Origin of the sequence: Vannielia litorea, from assembly GCF_018424695.1 — a bacterium.
Taxonomy (GTDB): Bacteria; Pseudomonadota; Alphaproteobacteria; order Rhodobacterales; family Rhodobacteraceae; genus Vannielia; species Vannielia litorea_A.
In genome coordinates, this window is sequence record NZ_QTNQ01000008.1 from 38,611 (window position 1) to 58,534 (window position 19,924).

The 19,924-nt window shown below is 62.5% G+C and carries 18 protein-coding genes and 1 tRNA gene; 15 read left to right on the plus strand and 4 right to left on the minus strand.

What is annotated here, in order from left to right; all coding sequences use genetic code 11:
- Positions 1-3: 3 nt before the first annotated feature.
- The 14 genes from DYI42_RS04685 (at position 4) to DYI42_RS04750 (ending at position 15,209) form a co-directional block, all read left to right on the plus strand.
- Positions 4-1,065: a fatty acid desaturase gene (locus tag DYI42_RS04685; protein WP_213544764.1), complete on the plus strand. Its 1,062-nt coding sequence runs from the start codon at positions 4-6 to the stop codon at positions 1,063-1,065.
- A 21-nt stretch (positions 1,066-1,086) separates the two neighbouring features.
- Positions 1,087-1,398 carry a MocE family 2Fe-2S type ferredoxin gene (locus DYI42_RS04690; RefSeq protein WP_213544765.1) on the plus strand — a complete coding sequence of 104 codons (312 nt, stop codon included), beginning with the start codon at positions 1,087-1,089 and terminating at the stop codon, positions 1,396-1,398.
- 92 nt (positions 1,399-1,490) lie between these two features.
- Positions 1,491-2,270, plus strand: coding sequence for a TIM barrel protein (locus tag DYI42_RS04695; RefSeq protein ID WP_213544766.1), 780 nt, complete (start codon positions 1,491-1,493; stop codon positions 2,268-2,270).
- Positions 2,267-3,448 (plus strand): NAD(P)/FAD-dependent oxidoreductase, encoded by a 1,182-nt coding sequence (locus tag DYI42_RS04700; RefSeq protein WP_213544767.1) that lies wholly within the window; start codon positions 2,267-2,269, stop codon positions 3,446-3,448. Before DYI42_RS04695 ends, DYI42_RS04700 begins: the two co-directional genes overlap by 4 nt.
- Positions 3,449-3,467: 19 nt before the next feature.
- Complete coding sequence (locus tag DYI42_RS04705) at positions 3,468-4,286, plus strand: 3-methyl-2-oxobutanoate hydroxymethyltransferase (protein WP_213544768.1); 819 nt, start codon at positions 3,468-3,470, stop codon at positions 4,284-4,286.
- Complete coding sequence (locus DYI42_RS04710) at positions 4,286-5,314, plus strand: Gfo/Idh/MocA family protein (RefSeq protein ID WP_213544769.1); 1,029 nt, start codon at positions 4,286-4,288, stop codon at positions 5,312-5,314. The genes DYI42_RS04705 and DYI42_RS04710 overlap by 1 nt, the downstream gene beginning before the upstream one ends.
- A 36-nt stretch (positions 5,315-5,350) precedes the next feature.
- Positions 5,351-6,346, plus strand: coding sequence for an inositol 2-dehydrogenase (gene iolG, locus DYI42_RS04715; protein ID WP_213544770.1), 996 nt, complete (start codon positions 5,351-5,353; stop codon positions 6,344-6,346).
- A 51-nt stretch (positions 6,347-6,397) separates the two neighbouring features.
- Complete coding sequence (gene purU, locus DYI42_RS04720) at positions 6,398-7,282, plus strand: formyltetrahydrofolate deformylase (RefSeq protein WP_213544771.1); 885 nt, start codon at positions 6,398-6,400, stop codon at positions 7,280-7,282.
- Positions 7,283-7,299: 17 nt separating this feature from the next.
- Entirely contained in the window at positions 7,300-9,225 is a 1,926-nt protein-coding gene (locus DYI42_RS04725) for a bifunctional 5-dehydro-2-deoxygluconokinase/5-dehydro-2-deoxyphosphogluconate aldolase (RefSeq protein ID WP_213544772.1), read from the plus strand.
- A gap of 11 nt (positions 9,226-9,236) precedes the next feature.
- On the plus strand, positions 9,237-11,081 hold the full coding sequence (iolD, locus tag DYI42_RS04730) for a 3D-(3,5/4)-trihydroxycyclohexane-1,2-dione acylhydrolase (decyclizing) (protein ID WP_213544773.1): 1,845 nt from the start codon (positions 9,237-9,239) through the stop codon (positions 11,079-11,081).
- A 25-nt stretch (positions 11,082-11,106) separates the two neighbouring features.
- Entirely contained in the window at positions 11,107-12,012 is a 906-nt protein-coding gene (gene iolE / locus DYI42_RS04735) for a myo-inosose-2 dehydratase (protein WP_213544774.1), read from the plus strand.
- 18 nt (positions 12,013-12,030) lie between these two features.
- A complete protein-coding gene (locus tag DYI42_RS04740; RefSeq protein WP_213544775.1) occupies positions 12,031-13,191 on the plus strand; it encodes a phytanoyl-CoA dioxygenase family protein in 1,161 nt (386 codons plus the stop codon).
- A gap of 12 nt (positions 13,192-13,203) precedes the next feature.
- Positions 13,204-14,010 carry a 5-deoxy-glucuronate isomerase gene (iolB, locus tag DYI42_RS04745; RefSeq protein WP_213544776.1) on the plus strand — a complete coding sequence of 269 codons (807 nt, stop codon included), beginning with the start codon at positions 13,204-13,206 and terminating at the stop codon, positions 14,008-14,010.
- A gap of 161 nt (positions 14,011-14,171) precedes the next feature.
- Positions 14,172-15,209 (plus strand): sterol desaturase family protein, encoded by a 1,038-nt coding sequence (locus DYI42_RS04750; RefSeq protein ID WP_244867552.1) that lies wholly within the window; start codon positions 14,172-14,174, stop codon positions 15,207-15,209.
- Between the two features lie 291 nt (positions 15,210-15,500).
- Here the strand turns inward: DYI42_RS04750 and DYI42_RS04755 are convergent, their stop codons facing one another.
- From DYI42_RS04755 to DYI42_RS04770, 4 genes are all read right to left on the minus strand, one after another.
- Positions 15,501-15,743, minus strand: coding sequence for an integrase core domain-containing protein (locus tag DYI42_RS04755; protein ID WP_213544820.1), 243 nt, complete (start codon positions 15,741-15,743; stop codon positions 15,501-15,503).
- A 129-nt stretch (positions 15,744-15,872) separates the two neighbouring features.
- Positions 15,873-15,947, minus strand: a tRNA-Phe gene (locus DYI42_RS04760).
- A 242-nt stretch (positions 15,948-16,189) separates the two neighbouring features.
- Positions 16,190-17,170: an LLM class flavin-dependent oxidoreductase gene (locus DYI42_RS04765; protein ID WP_213544821.1), complete on the minus strand. Its 981-nt coding sequence runs from the start codon at positions 17,168-17,170 to the stop codon at positions 16,190-16,192.
- 138 nt (positions 17,171-17,308) lie between these two features.
- Entirely contained in the window at positions 17,309-17,878 is a 570-nt protein-coding gene (locus DYI42_RS04770; RefSeq protein ID WP_213544777.1) for a YcbK family protein, read from the minus strand.
- Between the two features lie 412 nt (positions 17,879-18,290).
- Here DYI42_RS04770 and DYI42_RS04775 point away from each other — a divergent pair, with 412 nt between their 5' ends.
- A complete protein-coding gene (locus tag DYI42_RS04775) occupies positions 18,291-19,922 on the plus strand; it encodes a L,D-transpeptidase family protein (RefSeq protein WP_213544778.1) in 1,632 nt (543 codons plus the stop codon).
- Positions 19,923-19,924 lie beyond the last annotated feature (2 nt).

Consider the following 19,924-nt stretch of genomic DNA (forward strand, 5'->3'; position numbering starts at 1 on the left):
CCCGTGCCCCGTGACTATGATCTTCTGGGACCGGATGCGCAAAGCGCCGTGGCCAAAGGTTTGGTCACGGAGGACTGGTATCGCACACCCATCGACCGAAAGGTCATGAAAGCGCTGATGAAGCGGGCCGACCAGCCCGCGATCCGCGACACGGGTGTCCTTTTCGGGCTGATGGCGGTGTTCGCCGCCACAGCCATTGCGCTGATGCCCAGCTGGTGGTCCGCGCCGTTCTGGCTGGCCTATGGCGTGCTCTATGGCTCGGCAATGGACAGCAGGTGGCATGAGTGCGGTCATGGGTCTGCCTTCAAGACCCGCTGGATGAACATGGTCGTCTACCAGGTCGCGTGCTTCTGCATGGTCCGCGATCCGTCCTGCTGGAAGTTCGGCCATGCTCGGCACCATTCCGACACGGTCATCGTCGGCCGTGACCCCGAAGTGGCGATCATGCGGCCCGTCGACATGCTCAAGATGGCGGCGAATCTGGTGGGCATTCTGGATGTGATCGACGGTGTGAAACGGATGATCCGGCACGCCGCAGGTCATATCCTGCCGGATGAGGCAGATTACGTGGCCGAGTCGTTCCACGCCAAGACCATCCGCACCGCGCGCATCTGGCTGGCGATTTACGCTGCAACCATCGCCGCCGCGCTGGTCTTTCAAAGCTGGATTCCCGTGCTGCTGATCGGTCTGCCGCGTCTGTATGGTTGCTGGCACATGGTGCTGTGCGGCTGGCTGCAGCATGGCGGGCTGGCCGACAACGTGTTGGATCACCGCATGAACAGCCGGACGGTCTATATGAACCCGGTCAGCCGCTTCATCTACTGGAACATGAACTACCACGTCGAACACCACATGTTCCCGCTCGTACCCTACTACAAGCTGCCCGAACTGCACGAGATCTGCCGCCACGACTTCCCGGCACCGAACACCTCTTTCCTGGATGGCTACGCTCAGATGCTGCCCGCGCTCTGGCGGCAGCGCAAAGACCCCGATTTCTACCTCCGGCGCCCGCTGCCGGAGACCGCAAACCCCTATCACGAAGGGCCGGCCGCAAAGGCCGCCTGAGACCACACGAGGAGACTTATCATGGCAGAATGGGTAGACGCCTGCGCAACGGGTGATGTGGACGCCGAGGACGTGATCCGCTTCGATCACGGGGCGCGGACCTTCGTCATCATCCGCGATCACGAGGATAATTACTACTGCACCGATGGGTTGTGCACCCACGAGGATGTGCACCTCGAGGATGGTCTGGTGGTCGAGGCGACCATCGAATGCCCCAAGCATTCCTCGATCTTCGACTGCACATCCGGTGAGGTCGAAACGCCCCCGGCCTGCGAAAACCTGTGTACCTATCCTGTCAAAGTCGATGGCGGTCGGGTCTTCGTCGAAATCTGAGCGATTGGCGCCCCGGGCCTGACCCTCGGCCTCCACGTCTGGCCAAGAGGTCGCGGGTCAAGCCCGGGACAGGTGTTACCAAGGATACCTCAATGAGCTTTCAACTTGCCGCCTGCGCCGAAATGCTGTGGCGCGACAAACCCATCGAATGGCGGGCCTCACGCCTGAAAGAGATGGGGTTTGGCGTGGGTCTCTGGAACTGGCCGGATCACGATCTAGCCAAGCTGGAAGCCACGGGCGCCAATTTCACCATCATGAACGGCTACCTCGTCGGGCGTTTGTCCGATGCCGAGGGCGCGGAGGCGCTGTTGGCCAGCGCGCGAGAGACAGCACAGGTCGGCAAGCGGCTGGGTGTCGACCGGCTGAACCTGCATGGCACTGGATTGGGCGATATGGGTGTGCCGATCCCGCTGATCGGGTCCTTTGCACCCGGTTACGAACAGCGCGCCCGTGACACACTGCACCGCATCTGCGACATGGCCGAGACCGTGGGGGTGACTTTCACGTTGGAAAACCTCAACCCCATCGACCATCCCGGTTGCCCGTTTGGCTCGACCGCGGATGTGCTGGCCTTGGTCAGCGCGGTGGGCCGCCCGCAGCTGCGCATCAACCTCGACCTCTATCACACGCAGATCGGCGAAGGTGACCTGATCCGCTGGTGTCAGGCGTGCTTGCCGTGGATTGGCGAGGTGCAAGTCGCCGACAACCCCGGCCGGTGTGAGCCGGGCACGGGCGAAATCAACTATGCGGGCATCGCCAGTGCGCTGAGCGAAATGGGCTATAGCGGCCCCGTCGGTATGGAGGCCTTTGCGGCAGGCGATCCCGAGGCCGCGCTGGAGTCCTTCCGCACTGCATTCACGGTGTCGTCATGAGCGGCATGGTCATAATCGGGGCAGGGGAGTGCGGCGTCCGGGCCGCGTTTGCCCTGCGAATGCAAGGCTATGCGGGCGAGATCACGCTGATTGGGGCGGAGGCGGCGTTGCCTTATGAACGTCCGCCGCTGTCCAAATTCGGCGAGACCAAACCGATCTGCGCGGTTGAAGCCTATCAGGACAAGGCGATCACCTTGCGTCTTGGCGAACCTGTCCGCGGTATTGATCGGGCCACTCGGAGCGTTTCCCTGGCAGGGGGTGAGACGCTGGACTATGACTGCCTCCTTTTGGCCACCGGCGCGCGGGCACGGCTGTTTCCTGGGATGGACGGTTGCCTGACCCTGCGCACTGACAAGGACGCGCAGTCCATTCTGTCTCAACTGCACCGAGATGCCCGGATTGGCATCGTTGGTGGCGGTTTTATCGGGCTGGAGCTTGCCGCTCTGGCACGGTCAGCCGGAGCCGAGGTGACGGTTTTCGAAGCAGCCCCCCGACTCTTGGGTCGTGCTGTACCGCCCCAGATCGCACAGGTCCTGCAAGATCGGCACTTGGCTGAAGGCGTGTCCATGATGCTGGGCACGGGTGTGTCGTCTGCCAATGCAACCCGCATCGTCCTGGCTGACGGCAAGGTATTGGACTTCGACGCCGTGATTGCCGGTGTTGGGGCGCTGCCGAATACCGATCTCGCTGAAACCGCAGGATTGGATGTGCAGAACGGTATCGTCGTTGACGGCGATTTCCGGACGTCGGACCCGCATGTCTTTGCCGCCGGGGATTGCTGCAATTTCGACTGGCGCGGCCAACGCGTCCGGCTGGAAAGCTGGAAGGCTGCGAAGGACCAGGGCGAACACGCTGCCAGTGCCATGTTGGGGCAGTCGGATGCCTATTCGAAAGGACCGTGGTTCTGGTCGGATCAATACGATCTGGGGCTGCAGGTGACTGGGATCTTCGATCTGGCGGCGCCGATCCGCCATCGCAACACTGGCGGTGGCACAACGGTCGTTTTCCAAATTGATAGCGTGGGAACGCTCCGCGCCGCGGCAGGGATAGGGCCAATGAACACCACGTCGAAGGACATTCGCATCTTCGAAAAACTCATTGAACGGGGCACTGCCGTCGATGCCGATGCGCTGGCCGATCCCGAACAGAACTTGAAGCGGCTGCTGAAAGCTGCCTGAGCCACCAAAGGACAGACCCATGTACCACAATCGTCCCCATGTCGAAGACATCCGCGCCATGAAGAAGCGCGGCGAGAAAATCTCGATGCTGTTTGTCACCACCCCCGAAGAAGCCGCCGCAGCCAACGCTGCTGGCATCCACATGCTGTCCATCGAGGGCAAGTTCTTTGACGCCGAAATGCGCGAAGCGGCGGGTGACTGCTTTGTGCAGGTCGGTCTGCCCTATGGCGGCTGGGGCCGGTTCGAGGGCCGCCCGATCGCCACCGGCGAGGACTACCTGCGCGCGGCGTTCCACTATGCGGGCATCGGCGGCGACGCCTATTACTGCTCGGCCAGCTATGACATCCAGAAGCTGCTCTGCGACAACCATTTGCCCGTCGTCGGCCATATCGGCCTGATCCCGTCCTACATCACCTGGACCGGCTGGCGCGCCGTGGGCAAGACCGCAGATGAGGCCGAGGCGCTGTGGAAACACACGCAGATGCTCGAAAAGATCGGTGTCTTCGGTGCCGAGCTCGAGGTCGTGCCGGATCGCGTCGCCAAGTTCCTGACCGAGAATTCCTCGCTCATCATGCTGGGTATGGGCGCGGGCAAATACGCCGACGCGCAGTATCTGTTTACCGAGGATGTCTGCGGCTACGGCAAGAACCACAAGCCGCGTCACGGCAAGGCCTATCGCAACTTCGCCCCCGAACTGGAGCGTCTGCAAAACGAACGCATCGCGGCCTTCAAGGAATTCAAGACCGACGTGGACAATGGCGGTTATCCCGAAGCCGGGCATTCCGTCGCCATCAAGGATGACGAGTTCGACGCCTTCATCAGCAAGGTGCAAGGCTGATGCTCAGGATCGGGGTTGTCGGATACGGAACCGGGGGGCAGCACTTCCACACGCCGTTCATCGAGGCGGCGGAGGGCTGTGCGCTGGCGGGCATCGTCGCACGGGCCGAGGCCACCGTGGCCAAGGCACGTGCCGACTGGCCCGATACGCCGGTCTTTCCCAGCCTGACCGCGATGATCGAAGCGGGTGTCTGTGACGCGGTCACCGTCACCACGCCTCCCCAGACCCGACGCGCTTTGGTGTTGGAGGCGATCGAGGCCGGCTTGCACGTGATCGCCGACAAACCCTTTGCCCCCGATTACGAGGGCGCGATGGAACTGGATGCGGCGGCCAAGGCCAAGGGCGTCACGCTGAGCGTGTTCCAGAACCGGCGTCTCGACGCGGATATCCAGACCTTGAAGAAGGTCATGGAGGAAGGTCGTCTGGGCCGGATCTGGCGCATTCACAATCGGATGGATTTCGACGATCCGGCGACGTTGGAACACGGCCCGGACGGTGGGCTGCTGCGCGATCTCGGCAGTCACCTTGTCGACCAGATGATCTATCTAAATGGCCCGGTTGCGCGGGTTTCGGGGCATCTGGATTTCATCAACCTGCCCGAGGGCCGCACGGACGCGTGCTTTTTCATCGTGATGTATCACGAAAATGGCCGTTTATCCGAGGTGTCGGCATCGAAACTCAACCGATACGACCTGCGCGAATTGCGGGCCTATGGAGACAAAGGTGCTTTTGTCAGCCATTCGACTGACATTCAGGCCCAGTCGATCTTCGCGGGTAAGCGTCCGATTGATGATCCCGAAGGATGGGGTTTTGAGCCGCAATCCAACTGGGGCACGCTTTACACCGAGGAGGGCGCCGTACCGGTGCCGTCCGAACAAGGGCGCTATCACGATTATTACACCACCTTCGCTTCTGCGGTGCGGGCCGGCACTTCGCCGCCCGTTACCGCCGAACAAGGTGCAAAGACGCTGGCTGTCCTCGACGCCGCGCGCAAGAGCGCGGCAGACGGTATCACGATAACACTCTGAACTACGGGTCGACGACCCTACAAAAGGCAAAAGACAATGCTCAAAGTCGGACTACTCGGCGCAGGCCGCATCGCCGGTGTTCACGCCACGGCGATTTCCTCTAACCCCGGCAGCACGCTGGTGGCGGTGTCGGATTATATCCCCGAAAACGCGGAAAAGCTCGCCGCGCAGTATGGCTGCGAGGCGCGCACAACGGATGAGATCATCGCTGACCCGTCGATTGACGCGGTGCTGATCGCCACGTCGACCGACACCCATTCCGACCTGATCGAGGCGGCCACCGCAGCGGGCAAGGCGGTGCTGTGCGAAAAGCCGGTCGACCTGTCGCTGGAGCGCGCGCGCGCCTGCCAGAAAGTCGCGGCCAAGAACGGCAAGCCAGTGATGATCGGCTTCAACCGGCGGTTCGACCCGAATTTCGGTGCGCTCAAGACCGCGTTGCAAGCCGGTGAAATCGGCAAGGCCGAGCTGTTGTCTATCACTTCTTTCGACCCGGCCCCCCCGCCGGTCGCGTACATCAAAGTCTCTGGCGGCTTGTTCCGCGACATGATGATTCACGACTTCGACATGGCGAACTTCATCATGGGTGAAGCACCCGTGACCGTAACCGCCGTTGGCACCTCGATTGTCGATCCGGAGATCGGCGCCGCGGGCGACGTGGATACCGCCGTGGTAACGCTGACCTATGCTGATGGCCGCATCGCAGTGATCAAGAACTCGCGCCGCGCGGTCTATGGCTATGACCAGCGCGTGGAACTGCTCGGATCCGAAGGGCTCTTGCAGGCACAGAATATGCTGGAAAACACCCTGGTCAAATCTACTAGCGCAGGCGTAACCGGGGCCAAACCAACCTACTTCTTCCTCGAACGCTACATGCCCGCCTACGCGGCGGAATGGGCGGCGTTTGTGGAGGCGATAAACAGCGGCAGCGCCTTCCCGGTGACGCTGGCCGATGGCGTCTCGGCACTTGCAATGGCCGAGGCCGCGACCTTGTCGGTGAAAACTGGGGCGCCGGTGGCGCTCTCTTCGATCTAATCCATCAAAAGGACCTGTCAGCCCAAACCGGGCTGGCCGGAACATCAAACCATGACCAAATTCGCCCTTCGCGTTCAATGCCAAAGCCGTCGCGGGATCGTGGCGGCCGTCTCTGCCTATTTGGCAGAGCAGGGCTGCAATATCACGGACAGTGCCCAATTCGACGATACGGAAACCGGCAACTTCTTCATGCGGGTCAGCTTCCAGTCCGAAGAGGGCAGGGGCTTGGACGACCTGTATGCTGGCTTCGCTGACATTCGGGCGCAATTCGGCATGGACGCCGAATTCTTCGACGAGGCAGTCAAACACAAGGTCGTGATCATGGTTTCGCGCTTTGGCCATTGTCTCAACGATCTGCTGTATCGCTGGCGGATCGGCGCTCTGCCGATCGACATCGTGGCGGTGATATCAAACCACATGGAGTATCAGAAAGTCGTGGTGAACCACGACATTCCGTTCCACTGCATCAAGGTCACGAGGGAGAACAAGCCCGAGGCAGAAGCCCGGATCATGCAGGTCGTCGAAGACACGGGCGCAGAGCTGATCGTTCTCGCCCGCTACATGCAGATCCTGTCTGACGAGATGTGTCGCAAGATGTCGGGGCGGATCATCAACATCCACCACTCCTTCCTGCCCAGCTTCAAGGGGGCCAACCCCTACAAGCAAGCCTTTGAACGAGGCGTCAAACTGATCGGGGCTACGTCGCACTACGTGACCGCTGATCTAGATGAAGGCCCGATTATCGAGCAGGACATCATTCGCGTGACGCATGCGCAGTCCCCCGATGATTATGTATCGCTGGGTCGCGACGTCGAGGCGCAGGTCTTTGCCCGCGCCATTCATGCCCAAATTCATGGCCGCGTCTTCCTAAACGGGAACAAGACCGTGGTCTTCCCGCCCAGCCCCGGCTCTTACGCGTCGGAGCGCATGGGCTGATGACAGAGGATAGCAAAATGACCAAACCCTTGGACGTAATCACGATTGGCCGTGCGGGCGTAGACTTGTATGGCGCGCAGATTGGCGGGCGGCTCGAGGATATGGCGTCCTTCGACAAGTATATCGGTGGGTCTCCGACGAATATCGCCTGCGGCACCGCCCGCCTTGGCCTGAAGTCGGCGCTGATCTCGCGCGTGGGCAACGAGCACATGGGGCGGTTCATCGTCGAGCAACTGGCGCGTGAGGGGGTTGAGACGAAAGGTGTTGTGACCGATCCGGAGCGGCTGACGGCCCTGGTGATCCTCGGCATCCGCGATCAGGAACAATTCCCGCTGATCTTCTATCGCGAGAATTGCGCTGATATGGCGCTGTGCGAAGATGACATCGATCCCGAGTTCATCAAATCCGCGCGTTCCGTCGTGCCCACCGGCACCCACCTGAGCCACGAACGCACCCGCGCTGCGGTGCTCAAGGCGCTGACCATTGCGCGCGAGAACGGCGTCAAGACCGCGCTCGACATCGACTATCGCCCGAACCTCTGGGGCATTCTGGGGCATGGCGACGGCGAGAGCCGCTTTGCCGAAAGCGCCGAGGTGACCGCGCAGTTGATGAGCACGCTGCACCTGTTTGACCTGATCGTTGGCACCGAGGAAGAGTTCCACATCGCCGGGGGCTCGACGGATACCATCGCGGCGCTGCGCGCGGTGCGGGCCGTGTCAAACGCCACGCTGGTCTGCAAGCGCGGACCGATGGGGGCCGTGGCCTTCGAAGGCGATATCCCCGACAGCCTCGACGATGGCCAGACCGGACCGGGCTTTCCGATCGAGGTGTTCAACGTCTTGGGCGCGGGCGATGGCTTCATGTCGGGCCTGCTCAAGGGCTGGCTGGATGGCGAGCCTTGGCCCACCGCGCTGAAATACGCCAACGCCTGCGGGGCCTTCGCGGTCAGTCGTCACGGCTGCACCCCGGCCTATCCGTCGTGGGAAGAGCTTCAGTTCTTCTTCGAGCGCGGCATCATCCAACCCGACCTGCGCAATGATGCAGAGTTGGAACAGGTCCATTGGGCGACGAACCGCCACACGCGCCCCGGCGCGCAGGCGGATGTTCTGCGGACCTTTGCCTTTGACCATCGCATGCAGCTGGAGGAAATGGACGGCTACTCCCTGGAAAAGGGTGGGGCCTTCAAAGAGTTGTGCCTTGAGGCCGCGCTGAAGGTTCAGAACGGTGAGACCGGGTATGGCATCCTGTGCGACAATCGCATCGGCCGCTCCGCGCTGCACCGCGCGTCCGGCTCTGGCCTGTGGATCGGTCGCCCGACCGAGGACCCCGGCTCGCGCCCAATCCAGTTCGAAAAGGACCTTGGCATCGACTTTGGCCGGTTCAAGGAATGGGCGGTTGAGGACGTGGTGAAACTGCTCGTTTTCTGTCACCCCGACGACGACGCCACGACCCGCGCCCTGCAAGAAGAACGCGTCTTGCGCCTGTTCACCGCCGCCCGTCGGGCCGGGCTGGAGGTCCTGCTCGAGGTGATCCCGTCCAAGGTCGGCCCGGTCGATGACACAACCACCGCGACGCTGATCCAGCAATTCTACGATGCGGGCGTCTATCCAGACTGGTGGAAGCTGGAGCCGTTCAAGACCGACGCGGCCTGGCAAAACGCCGTCAATGCCATCGAGCGCAACGATCCGCGCACCCGTGGCATCGTGGTGTTGGGGCTGGATGCGCCCGAGGCCGAACTGGCGGAAAGCTTTGCCATGGCCGCCAAGCAGCCACTGGTCAAAGGGTTTGCCGTGGGCCGGACAATCTTTGGCGACGCCGCCCGCGCATGGATGAAAGGCGACATGACCGACGCAGAGGCAGTTGCCCAGATGGCAGAGCGTTTCACTCGGCTGTGCAACGTCTGGGACACGGCGCGCGCGGACGCACGCCTGAACGCCGCATGAAGGATACGATCATGACCAAGACCATTCGATTGACTGCGGCTCAGGCCATGGTGCGATACATCGCGGCACAAAAGACCGAAAGCGGCGAACCCTTCATCGCGGGGTGCTGGGCGATCTTCGGACATGGTAACGTGGCCGGGCTGGGCGAGGCGCTGTATTCCGCGCAGGATGCCCTGCCGACCTGGCGCGGCCAGAACGAACAGACCATGGCGCATACGGCGATTGCCTTTGCCAAGGCGTCCAAGCGGCGCCGCGCGATGGCGGTGACCTCGTCGATTGGGCCGGGCGCGACGAACATGGTGACCGCCGCTGCGCTGGCGCATGTGAACCGCATTCCGTTGCTGCTGCTCCCCGGCGACGTGTTCGCCAACCGCCGCCCCGATCCGGTGCTGCAGCAGGTCGAGGATTTTGACGACGGGACGGTCTCGGCGAACGACTGTCTCCGGCCCGTCAGCCGGTATTTCGACCGGATCACCCGGCCCGAACACCTGCTCACCTGCCTGCCGCGCGCCATGTCGGTGATGACCGATCCGGCCAATTGCGGCCCGGTCACGCTGTCCTTCTGTCAGGACGTGCAGGCTGAAGCCTATGACTACCCACAAGCGTTCTTTGAGCCAAAGGTCTGGCGAATCCGCCGCCCCGAGCCGGATGCGGGGGAGTTGGCCGATGTAGTCGACCTGATCAAGGCCGCGAAGAACCCTGTAATCGTCTGTGGCGGAGGCGTGATCTACTCACAGGCCGAGGACGTGCTGGGCGATTTCGCGACCAAGCACAACATCCCTGTCGTGGAAACACAGGCGGGCAAATCGGCCTTGGCGCAGGCCCACTCGATGAACTTCGGCGCAAGCGGTGTCGATGGGTCCGCGGCGGCGAACGCCGTGTCGGAAAACGCCGATCTGGTGATCGGGGTCGGCACGCGCTTTCAGGACTTCACCACCGGATCGTGGGCCTTGTTCAAAAACCCTGTGCGGCGGTTGGTCTCAATCAACGTCGCCGCCTATGACGCCGTGAAACACGGCGCTGTGCCGATGGTCTCGGACGCGAAAGTGGCGTTGGAAAAGATCGGCGCGGCCCTTGGCGATCATGCGGCCAGCGCCCCGGATGCCACGCTGCGAAGCGACTGGCTGGAGGCCGTCACCGCCCATGTCGCCCCGCGCGAGGGTGGCGAAGGCTACCGCCCGCTCGACGCCGAAGTGATCGGCGCGGTGCAACGCGCCACCGGCCCGGATGCGGTTGCGATGTGCGCCGCAGGCACCATGCCCGGCGCCTTGAAACTGCTGTGGCAACCGTCGCAGGGCGGGTATCACATGGAATACGGCTTTAGCTGCATGGGCTATGAAATCGCCGGAGCCATGGGCCTGAAGTTGGCCAGTCCCGAGCGCGAGGTGATCTGTTTTGTGGGCGACGGCAGCTATATGATGGCGAACTCGGAACTCGCCACGGCGGTGATGCGCCGCGTGCCCTTCACCGTCGTGTTGACCGACAACCGGGGCTATGGCTGCATCAATCGCCTGCAGACTTTGGGCTGTGGCGGCGCGCCGTTCAACAATCTCTATGAGCACTCGAATGTCGAGTTTCAGCCCGAGATCGACTACGTGGCGCACGCCGCGTCGATGGGGGCGCATGCGGTCAAGGCGGCCGACATCGCGGCGCTTGAGGCCGAGATCGCCAATGCACGCGGTCGCAACATCCCGACGGTGATCGTGATCGAAACCAACCCGGCCGAGGGACCGGGCTTTGGCGACGCGGGCCATTGGTGGGATGTGGCCGTGCCTGCGGTCAGCGACCGCGAAGGTGTGAACGCGGCCTATGCCAGCTATCTTGAGAACATGGCCCAACAACGGCTGGTCAACTGACCGCCTCTTAGGAAAGTCGCCAAAAATGAGTGTGAGAATCGGCATCTCGCTGATTGCCTGGCAGAATGACGACCTGCCCGAATTGACCGCCGCCTTTACCACCGAAGGCGCGATGGAGGATGCGGGCAAGATCGGCTACATGGGCGTAGAACGCGGACGTCGCATGCCCGCCGACACCGAGGGTTTGCGAGCCTATCTGGATCGCTACTCCGTGTCGCTTTGTGGTGGCTGGTGCTCGGGCAACCTGATGGTCAATGACCTCGCGACCGAACAAGAAGCTATCCGCCAGCAGGTCGACCAGTTCGCGGCGCTGAACGCACCTTGCATCGTCTATGCGGAGTGTTCCAACACGATTCAGGGCGACATCGGCACGCCTGTGTCGCGCCGTCCCAAAATGAGCCGCGACGAGGTCATGGCCTATGCCGCAAAACTGTCGGAACTGGCGAAATGGTCGGCGGATCGGGGTACACCGCTGGCCTATCACCACCACATGGGCGCGATGGTGCAGGACGCCGAGGATATCGATTGGCTGATGGAGGGCTCGACCCGCGACCTGCATCTGCTTTACGACACTGGCCATCTGCATTTTGCCGGGGCTGATCCGCTGGCCATCTTGGACAAATGGGGTCACCGCGTGTGCCACGTTCACTTCAAGGACGTGCGCCAGAAGGTGCTGGACTGGGTCCGCGCGGAGGACAAAAGCTTTCTCGATGGCGTGGCAGCAGCCGTCTATTCCGTGCCGGGCGATCCAGAGGGATGCATCGACTTTCAGGCGATCACCGACCAGCTCAAGGCAATGGACTACAAAGGCTGGATCGTCGTCGAGGCCGAGCAGGACCCGGCCAAGGCCCCGCCCTTCGAGTATTCCAAGCTCGGCTTTGATCACATCACCCGGATCTGCGCCAAATCCGGCCTGACCGTCGCGCGCTGACACAGACAAGAGGCCCGGATGAGCGATACCGTCTATTTCACGCCCGAGGATTGCGATCTGGAAACGTTCCGCGCGCTGATCGGGCAATCGCTCGACGCGGCCTCCGTGCCCCTCGCGGCGGACATCGCGCAGAACGTGCCGGTCTATGACATGACAGTGCTGTGTGACCACCTGACCGACCCGGCGGCGCGCCGCGCCCTGATGGCGGAATGGGCACAAGGTTTGGGGCAGGGGGCCGGCCTGCTGGTTCTGCGCGGTGCCTATGCCGATACCGCGCCGATCGATGCCGCCACCGCTGTTTACGAAGACATCATTGCGCAGGAAAAGGGCAAAGGCGGGGCGGATCATTTTGCCGCCTCGGGCGCGAATGATCGGATCTGGAATTCGCTGCAAAAGCTTTGCCTCGCCGCACCTGAAACCTTTGCGTTGTATTTCGGAAACCTCGCCATCGACGCAGTCTGCGATGCGTGGCTGGGGCCGGGGTATCAGATGACAGCGCAGGTCAATTTGGTCCGTCCGGGGGGCAAGGCGCAGCAGGCGCATCGCGACTATCATCTGGGGTTCCAGACCGAGGAGATGGCTATGCGCTTTCCCGCGCATGTTCATGACCTGTCCGCGGTGATGACCCTGCAAGGTGCGGTTGCCCATTGCGACATGCCGGTCGAGAGCGGCCCGACCAAGCTCTTGCCCTTCTCGCAGCTGTTCCGCCCCGGGTACCTCGCCTATCGTCATGCGGATTTTGCTGCACTGTTCGAGGAGCGCTGCATCCAGCTGCCACTGGCCAAGGGTGATGCGCTGTTCTTCAACCCGGCGCTGTTCCATGCGGCAGGCGAGAACCGCAGCGCGGATATCCAGCGCATGGCGAACCTGTTGCAGGTTTCTTCTCCCTTTGGCCGCGCGATGGAGGCGGTGGATCGCGATGCCATGAGCCGGGCGCTGTACCCGGCCTTGTTGGCCTTGCGTGAAACGGGCCGACTGAACGCCGCGCAGACCCGCGCCGCGATTGCCGCCTGTGCCGAGGGCTATAGCTTCCCGACTAATCTCGACTCCGATCCGCCTGGTGGCGGACTGGCCCCCGAAACCCAGGCTGCTCTTGTCTGTCGCGCCATTGAGGCGGGAACGGATGCTGTCAGCCTTGCCGCAGAACTCGACGCGCTGGCCGCGCGCCGCATAGCCTGAAAGGACAACCCGATGCCCGATCTACTTCGAAAGCCGTTTGGCACTCATGGCAAGGTGCATGAGATCACGCCGCAAATCGCCGGGTGGCGCTATGTTGGCTTTTCCGTCTATCGGCTGCATCCCGGCGACACCGTTACAGAGGCGACAGGCGACCGCGAGGTGATCCTTGTCATGGTCGAGGGAAAGGCGCGGTTCACCGGCGCGGGCCAAGACTGGGGCGAACTCGGCGACCGCATGAACCTCTTCGAAAAGACCCCACCGCATTGCCTGTATCTGCCGAATGGCAGCGACTGGACGGCCGAGGCCACGACCGAGTGCGTCATCGCCGTTTGCAGCGCCCCGGGCATGGGCGGGCATGAGGCGCGCCGCATCGGCCCCGACGGCATCACCCTGACGACACGCGGCAAGGGCACCAATACCCGCCACATCAACAACATCGCCATGGAGAACGAGGACTATTGTGATAGCCTGCTGGTGACCGAGGTCTTTACCCCGGCTGGGCACTGGTCGTCCTATCCCAGCCATCGACACGACGAAGATGATTTTCCGCGCATCACCTACCTTGAGGAAACCTACTACCACCGGCTGAACCCCGCCGATGGCTTCGGAATCCAACGCGTCTATACCGACGATCTGCAACTGAACGAGACGATGGCCGTGCATGACGGCGATGTGGTGCTGGTCCCGCGCGGGCACCACCCTTGCGGTGCTCCCTATGGCTTTGAGATGTACTACCTTAACGTGATGGCTGGCCCCCTGCGCAAATGGCGCTTCGTTCCCGCCCCAGAAGTCGAATGGATCATGCAGCGGGACGCATAGGCAAATCGGTTTAAAGCCGCGTGGACAGCCCCAAACTTACAGGAGGCATCGCGCGTTCCGTTCCTCCGGCGCCTCATTTCTCTTCCATACGCATTTACTGGATCGCTGTCGACTGAGGCACTTTGGGAGATTAACCAGCAGCAATCAGATCGAGGTCGAACTTGGACGATCAGAAATTCGGAACCCGCGACAAGCGCGGCAACTGGAAGCCGGATGCACCGTTGCAAGTTGGCCCCTTGCTCGACTTTCCTTGGAGCGCTTCGCGCGTGCTAAAATGGCTGCCCAGTTACTTCCTGCCGTGGAATATGCTGTTCATGGCTATTGCAGCCGTTTTTTGGGTCTTCCTGACGCCATCGCGCGAAACGCTGCAGACGCTGTCCTCTGGCTGGGTGGCGTGGGTTTTCCTGCGTAACTCGGCGCTGATCCTGATCCTCTACGGTTCGTTGGAAATGCGCCTATATCTCCGCCGCAGACAGGGGTCGCGGTTCAAGTACAATGGCAAGTTTCCGGCCGAGCATCCCTCGGACGTCTTCATGTTCCGTAGCCAGGCCGTCGACAGCCTGATCCGGACTTTCGGCACAGGCCTGCCGATTTGGACTGCCTATGAGGTCGGCCTGCTTTGGGCCTGGGCCAATGGCCATGGCCCGTGGACAATCTTCGGCGACAACCCGTGGGCATTGCTGGCGCTAGGACTAGTTCTGCCGCTGTTCCATGAATTGCACTTCTACTGCATCCACCGGCTGATCCATGTGCCGGTGCTTTATAAATGGGTGCACTCCGTGCACCACAACTCGATCAACCCCAGCCCGTGGTCCTCGCTGTCGATGCATCCGGTCGAGCATCTGCTCTATTGGTCCGGTACGCTGATCCACCTGTTGCTGCCATCGCATCCGCTTTTGGTACTCTACCATCTGCAAATCAGCGGCGCGGGGGCGGTTATCGGCCATATCGGTTTCGACAAGGTCGAGACGGGTAAGGGCATCGGAGTAGATACCCATGCCTATGCGCACTACCTGCATCACAAATATTTCGAGGTGAACTATGCCGACGGGATGCTGCCGATCGATAAATGGATGGGCACCTGGCACGACGGAACCAAAGCGGCCGACAAGCAGATGAAGGATCGTTTCAGTCGAAAGAAGGCGCGAGTGAATGGTCGCGTCGAGTCAAGGAAACTAAGTGACCCGGTGAGGAAGTGAACTCACGGGCCTGTTGTAGGTGGCGGTGCCGCGCCTGCTTGTCTTGAAAGACACGTCCTTGTTAAGCTTTCGACTGGTCAAACTTGTCCAACAATTGTTCAAGTTTGGCCTCCAAATTCTTGCTCTTCCCAGCGTTTCGGATGGGCTCGCGTTGCCTAACCAGAGGTATCTGTCCATAGCTTGACAGGGTCGTGACGACGCTCTCGTGGCCGAGGTTTTGGCTGAAGACTTTGAACTCCTCAGGTGTCCGGCAAGTGAGGTACGCGTACTCGACGACGGTGTTGCGTACGTCTAGCCCCCTACCTCAGAGCCACTGATTTGGGCTTTCTCTAATAGGGTTTCCGGGACGGGTGGAGGCATGTTCAGAGCTTGTTGCGGACGGGTGTGGTTGTACTGCCTGAGCCAGTGAGTGATGACGATCTGGGCCTGCCTGGCTGTCGTGAACCACTCCGCATTGAGCACCTCCCGCCGCAATGTCCCGTTGAGCCGCTCATTGTAGCCGTTCTCCCAAGGCGATCCCGGATAGATGCGGATGGGCGGGTCAGCCGCACCCTCGAAGACAAAATCCGCAGGCTGAAGCCTAAAAGTTCGACCTGATTACATACGAATTACACGTGCACTTGAGTGCCCCGAAGGAATGGGTGCCTAAGTCGTTGATTTTAATGGTGCCCGGGGGCGGAATCGAACCACCGACACGAGGATTTTCAATCCACTGCTCTACCCCTGAGCTACCCGGGCACGGGTGAAGCGGGCTGGCCGCTTCTCGAGGTCGCGCGTTTCTACGGCCCCTCCCGGGTGAAGGCAAGAGGGTCCGGTGAGAAATTTTGTGGTTCTGTCGCGCCGGGTCATGGGCCACCTGAACGGAGCAGATTGCATAGGTTTGATCATGTCCGCATCGACTCTGACGGCCATCGGGAAGCCGCACTGTTTGCGGGCCTACCCTCAGGCCAATCCGTGGTTAGGGCAGGGGCAACCGGGTGTCAGGCAGAGAGCACCTCGGCGGCGATCCCGAAGCTGCGCAGGCGCGCATCGTGGTCGTGGATCTGGCCGGTGAGGATCAGCTCATCTGGGGCATAGCGGGCGATCAGGGCTTCGAACTGCGCGGCCACGCGATCCTTGCTGCCCACCGCGCTCACCTTCAGCGCCTGGTCCACCATCTCCAGTTCCGCAGGGCTGGCGTGGTCGGCGATGTCGTCCACGGGCGGCGGCAGGTATCCAGGCGTGCCGCGCCGCAGCTTCAGGAAGGCCTGCTGCATCGAGCTGCGCAGCCGCGTTCCCTCCGCATCCGTTTCGGCGGCGAAGACATTGACCGCCAACATGAAATGAGGCTCGGGGTTGGCCTGCGACGGGCGATAGCTGCGGCGATAGGTGGCGAGCGCATCATCGAGCGCAGCCGGGGCGAAATGCGAGGCAAAGGCATAGGGCAGGCCGAGGTGGGCCGCCAGTTGCGCGCCGAACAGCGAGGAGCCCAGCATCCAGAGCGGCACATGGGTGCCCGCGCCGGGCACCGCGCGCACCGGCTGGCCCTCTTCTGCGTCGGCCAGGAAACCCATCAGATCGACCACATCCTGCGGAAAGCTGTCGCCCCCCGAGAGGCCCCGGCGCAGGGCGCGGGCGGTGGCCATGTCGGTGCCCGGCGCGCGGCCGAGGCCCAGGTCGATCCGGTCGGGGTAGAGCGTGGCCAGCGTGCCGAAGGCCTCGGCCACCATCAGCGGCGAATGGTTGGGCAGCATGATGCCGCCCGCGCCGACGCGAATGCGCTCGGTCGCCCCGGCCACATGGCCGATCAGCACTGCCGTCGCGGCGCTGGCGATGCCGACCATGTTGTGATGCTCGGCCAGCCAGTAGCGCCGGTAGCCCAGCGCCTCGGCCCGGCGGGCGAGCGACACGGTGTTGGCAAGGGCCTCCGCCGTCGAGGCACCTTGCGGCACCGGGGCGAGGTCGAGCACGGAATAGGGGATCATGGCGGGTCTTTCTGTGGCAACGGCCGGCATCTAGCGCCTCGGCTGTCGCGGGCAACCACCGAATGTGGTCACCCGAACGAAAAGCGCCCGGGCAAAGCCGGGCGCCATTTCAGCAAAGCTGCGAGGGGATGTGACTCAGCCCCAGGTGCGCACCGCGCCGCAATCCATGTGAACGAAGTTGGAGCCGTGGTACTTGCCAACGCCGCCCGCGCGGCAGGCAGCGGCGGCCCGGGCGATCTGGTTCACCGAGCGGGAATTGAGCCGAAGGTCGGCGGCCTGGCCCTTCAGGTGCAGCGAGTTCTTGGCCACACCCGAGGAGCGCGAGCGCAGCATCCGGTTCGTGGCCGGGCTGCGGTAGCCTGAAAGGAGCATGTAGGGCTCGTTCACGTCGAGCAGGTTGTGAGCGGCGGCGATGATGTCGAGGGTGCGAATATCGATCGCCTTCACCTCGTCGCGGCGCCAGTCCCGCATGAAGTAGTTCACTTCCTTGATCGAGTCGCGAATATAGTCGCCCTCGATCCAGTAGATCGCATCCATGCTTTCGCCGGTCCGGCCGTTGTACATCTTCAGGCGGCGAATATCTCCGGCTCCCCGAAGGAACCCGGCGGCCTTGGTATACGTTGGTGCAGCAACAAGGGCTGTGGCGGCAAACGCCCCAAGCAGCCCGCGCCGCGAGATTTTGGAAGATCCTGTCTCGATAGTCATGCCTGTCCCCGTGCCCGTTTATCGCGCATGGCCGCCGTTTTGGCGTGCCGCGGTGTCATCTCATCCCCAGATGCACGTTTTCTATGCCACAAAGCGATTCTCCGGCCAAGGCGCAATTCTGTCGCGGCGCATATTCAGGGGGCAGTAGGCAGGAAACTGCTTAAAATGTCGTTGCTTAAGCCGAAAAAATGTCCGGGCGGCGGCGCGACTTTGGCGCAACAGGCTGTTGCGGCAAGGTCCCGCCGCAATTGCTTGAACCGATTGGATTAATCCTGCTTGGTGGGTCAGACCACGCGGTCAGCGCACATCGAGTCGACTCAAATGTGAATCGACAATCATGGAAGGCTTGGCAATCTGTGAGTAACAATGCACGTAACAATATTGCCGAAACACGCTTAGTCCCGAGGACGATATGACCCTTTGCAAGACGTTGCGCCCCGCGCACGCCGGCCTTACCGCCCTTCTCCTGTCCTGCGCTGCGCTGACCACCGTCCTGCCGCGGCCCGCGCTGGCCACCGAGGCCGCCACCTTCGAGGTGACTGCCTTCAAGCAGGCCGTGGCCGAGGCTGCGGCCCGTAACGAGGGCGTTGCCGCCTTCTACCGTGATCGCAACTATGCGCCGCTCTTCACCGGCGAGGCCGATGGCGCCCGCCGCGCGGCCCTTCTGCGCGCGCTGGAAATGGCAGATGACCACGGGTTGCCCTCCGCCCGCTACAATCCCGCCGAGCTGCGTGCGGCCTTCGGCGCCGCCCGCACCACCCGTGACAGGGGCCGGGTCGAGGTGATGGCCGCACAGATGCTGGTGCAGTTCTCCCGCGATCTGCAATCGGGCGCCACCGAGCCCCGAAAGATCGACAGCGGCATCGTCCGTGACATCCCGCGCCGCGCGCCCAAGGCGCTGCTCACCGCCTTTTCCAAGGCCGACCCGGTGCAGTATTTCCGCACGCTCATGCCGCGCACCCCGGAATACGTGCGCCTCATGCGCGGCAAGCTCCAGCTGGAGCACACCATCGCGCACGGCGGCTGGGGCGCCGAGGTGCAGGCCAAGGCGCTGGAGCCCGGGCAGGAGGGGCCCGCCGTGGTGCAGCTGCGCAACCGGCTGATCGCAATGGGCTACATGACCCGCTCCGCCTCGATGAGCTACGACGACGCCATCACCCGCGCCGTCCAGACCTTCCAGATCGACCATGGGCTCAACCCCGACGGCGTGGCCGGCCCGGGCACGATCTCGGCGCTCAACGTTTCGCCCGTCAAACGCCTTCAATCGGTGATCGTGGCCATGGAGCGCGAGCGCTGGCTCAACCGCCCGCGCGGCGAGCGCCATGTGCTGGTGAACATCCCCGATTTCAAGGCCCGGATCATCGACAACGGCAAGGTCACCTTCGAAACCCGCTCGGTGGTGGGCAAGAACACCGGCGACCGGCGCACCCCCGAGTTCTCCGACACCATGGAGCACATGGTCATCAACCCCACCTGGCATGTGCCGCGCTCGATCACCACCAAGGAGTATCTCCCCCAGCTCCAGCGCAATCCCAACGCTCAAAGCCAGCTCGACATCTACGACCGTCGCGGCCGCAAGGTGCCGCGCGGCGCGATCAACTTCCGCGCCTACAACGCCTCCAACTTTCCCTTCACGATGAAGCAGCCGCCCTCCAACCGCAACGCGCTGGGGCTGGTCAAGTTCATGTTCCCAAACAAGTGGAACATCTACCTGCACGACACGCCCGCCAAGAGCCTGTTCAACCGCGATGTCCGGGACTTCTCGCACGGCTGCATCCGCCTGGCGGACCCGTTCGACTTTGCCTATGCGCTGCTCGCAAAGCAGACCGACGATCCAAAGGGCACGTTCCACTCGCGCCTGCGCACCGGCTCCGAAACGACGGTCAAACTTGAAACCCAGGTGCCCGTGCACCTGATCTACCGCACGGCCTTCACCCAGGCGAAGGGCCAGATGAACTATCGCAACGATATCTATGGCCGCGACGCCCGGATCTGGAACGCGCTCGCCGACATGGGGGTGAAGCTGCGCGGGGTCGAAAGCTGACA

Excerpts from the sequence above, each read along its gene's own strand:
- DYI42_RS04690 (WP_213544765.1), top strand. The coding sequence starts at position 1,087 with ATGGCAGAATGGGTAGACGCCTGCGCAACGGGTGATGTGGACGCCGAG.
- DYI42_RS04695 (WP_213544766.1), top strand. The coding sequence starts at position 1,491 with ATGAGCTTTCAACTTGCCGCCTGCGCCGAAATGCTGTGGCGCGACAAA.
- DYI42_RS04700 (WP_213544767.1), top strand. The coding sequence starts at position 2,267 with ATGAGCGGCATGGTCATAATCGGGGCAGGGGAGTGCGGCGTCCGGGCC.
- DYI42_RS04705 (WP_213544768.1), top strand. The coding sequence starts at position 3,468 with ATGTACCACAATCGTCCCCATGTCGAAGACATCCGCGCCATGAAGAAG.
- DYI42_RS04710 (WP_213544769.1), top strand. The coding sequence starts at position 4,286 with ATGCTCAGGATCGGGGTTGTCGGATACGGAACCGGGGGGCAGCACTTC.
- iolG (WP_213544770.1), top strand. The coding sequence starts at position 5,351 with ATGCTCAAAGTCGGACTACTCGGCGCAGGCCGCATCGCCGGTGTTCAC.
- purU (WP_213544771.1), top strand. The coding sequence starts at position 6,398 with ATGACCAAATTCGCCCTTCGCGTTCAATGCCAAAGCCGTCGCGGGATC.
- DYI42_RS04725 (WP_213544772.1), top strand. The coding sequence starts at position 7,300 with ATGACCAAACCCTTGGACGTAATCACGATTGGCCGTGCGGGCGTAGAC.
- iolD (WP_213544773.1), top strand. The coding sequence starts at position 9,237 with ATGACCAAGACCATTCGATTGACTGCGGCTCAGGCCATGGTGCGATAC.
- iolE (WP_213544774.1), top strand. The coding sequence starts at position 11,107 with ATGAGTGTGAGAATCGGCATCTCGCTGATTGCCTGGCAGAATGACGAC.
- DYI42_RS04740 (WP_213544775.1), top strand. The coding sequence starts at position 12,031 with ATGAGCGATACCGTCTATTTCACGCCCGAGGATTGCGATCTGGAAACG.
- iolB (WP_213544776.1), top strand. The coding sequence starts at position 13,204 with ATGCCCGATCTACTTCGAAAGCCGTTTGGCACTCATGGCAAGGTGCAT.
- DYI42_RS04770 (WP_213544777.1), bottom strand. The coding sequence starts at position 17,878 with ATGACTATCGAGACAGGATCTTCCAAAATCTCGCGGCGCGGGCTGCTT.
- DYI42_RS04775 (WP_213544778.1), top strand. The coding sequence starts at position 18,291 with ATGACCCTTTGCAAGACGTTGCGCCCCGCGCACGCCGGCCTTACCGCC.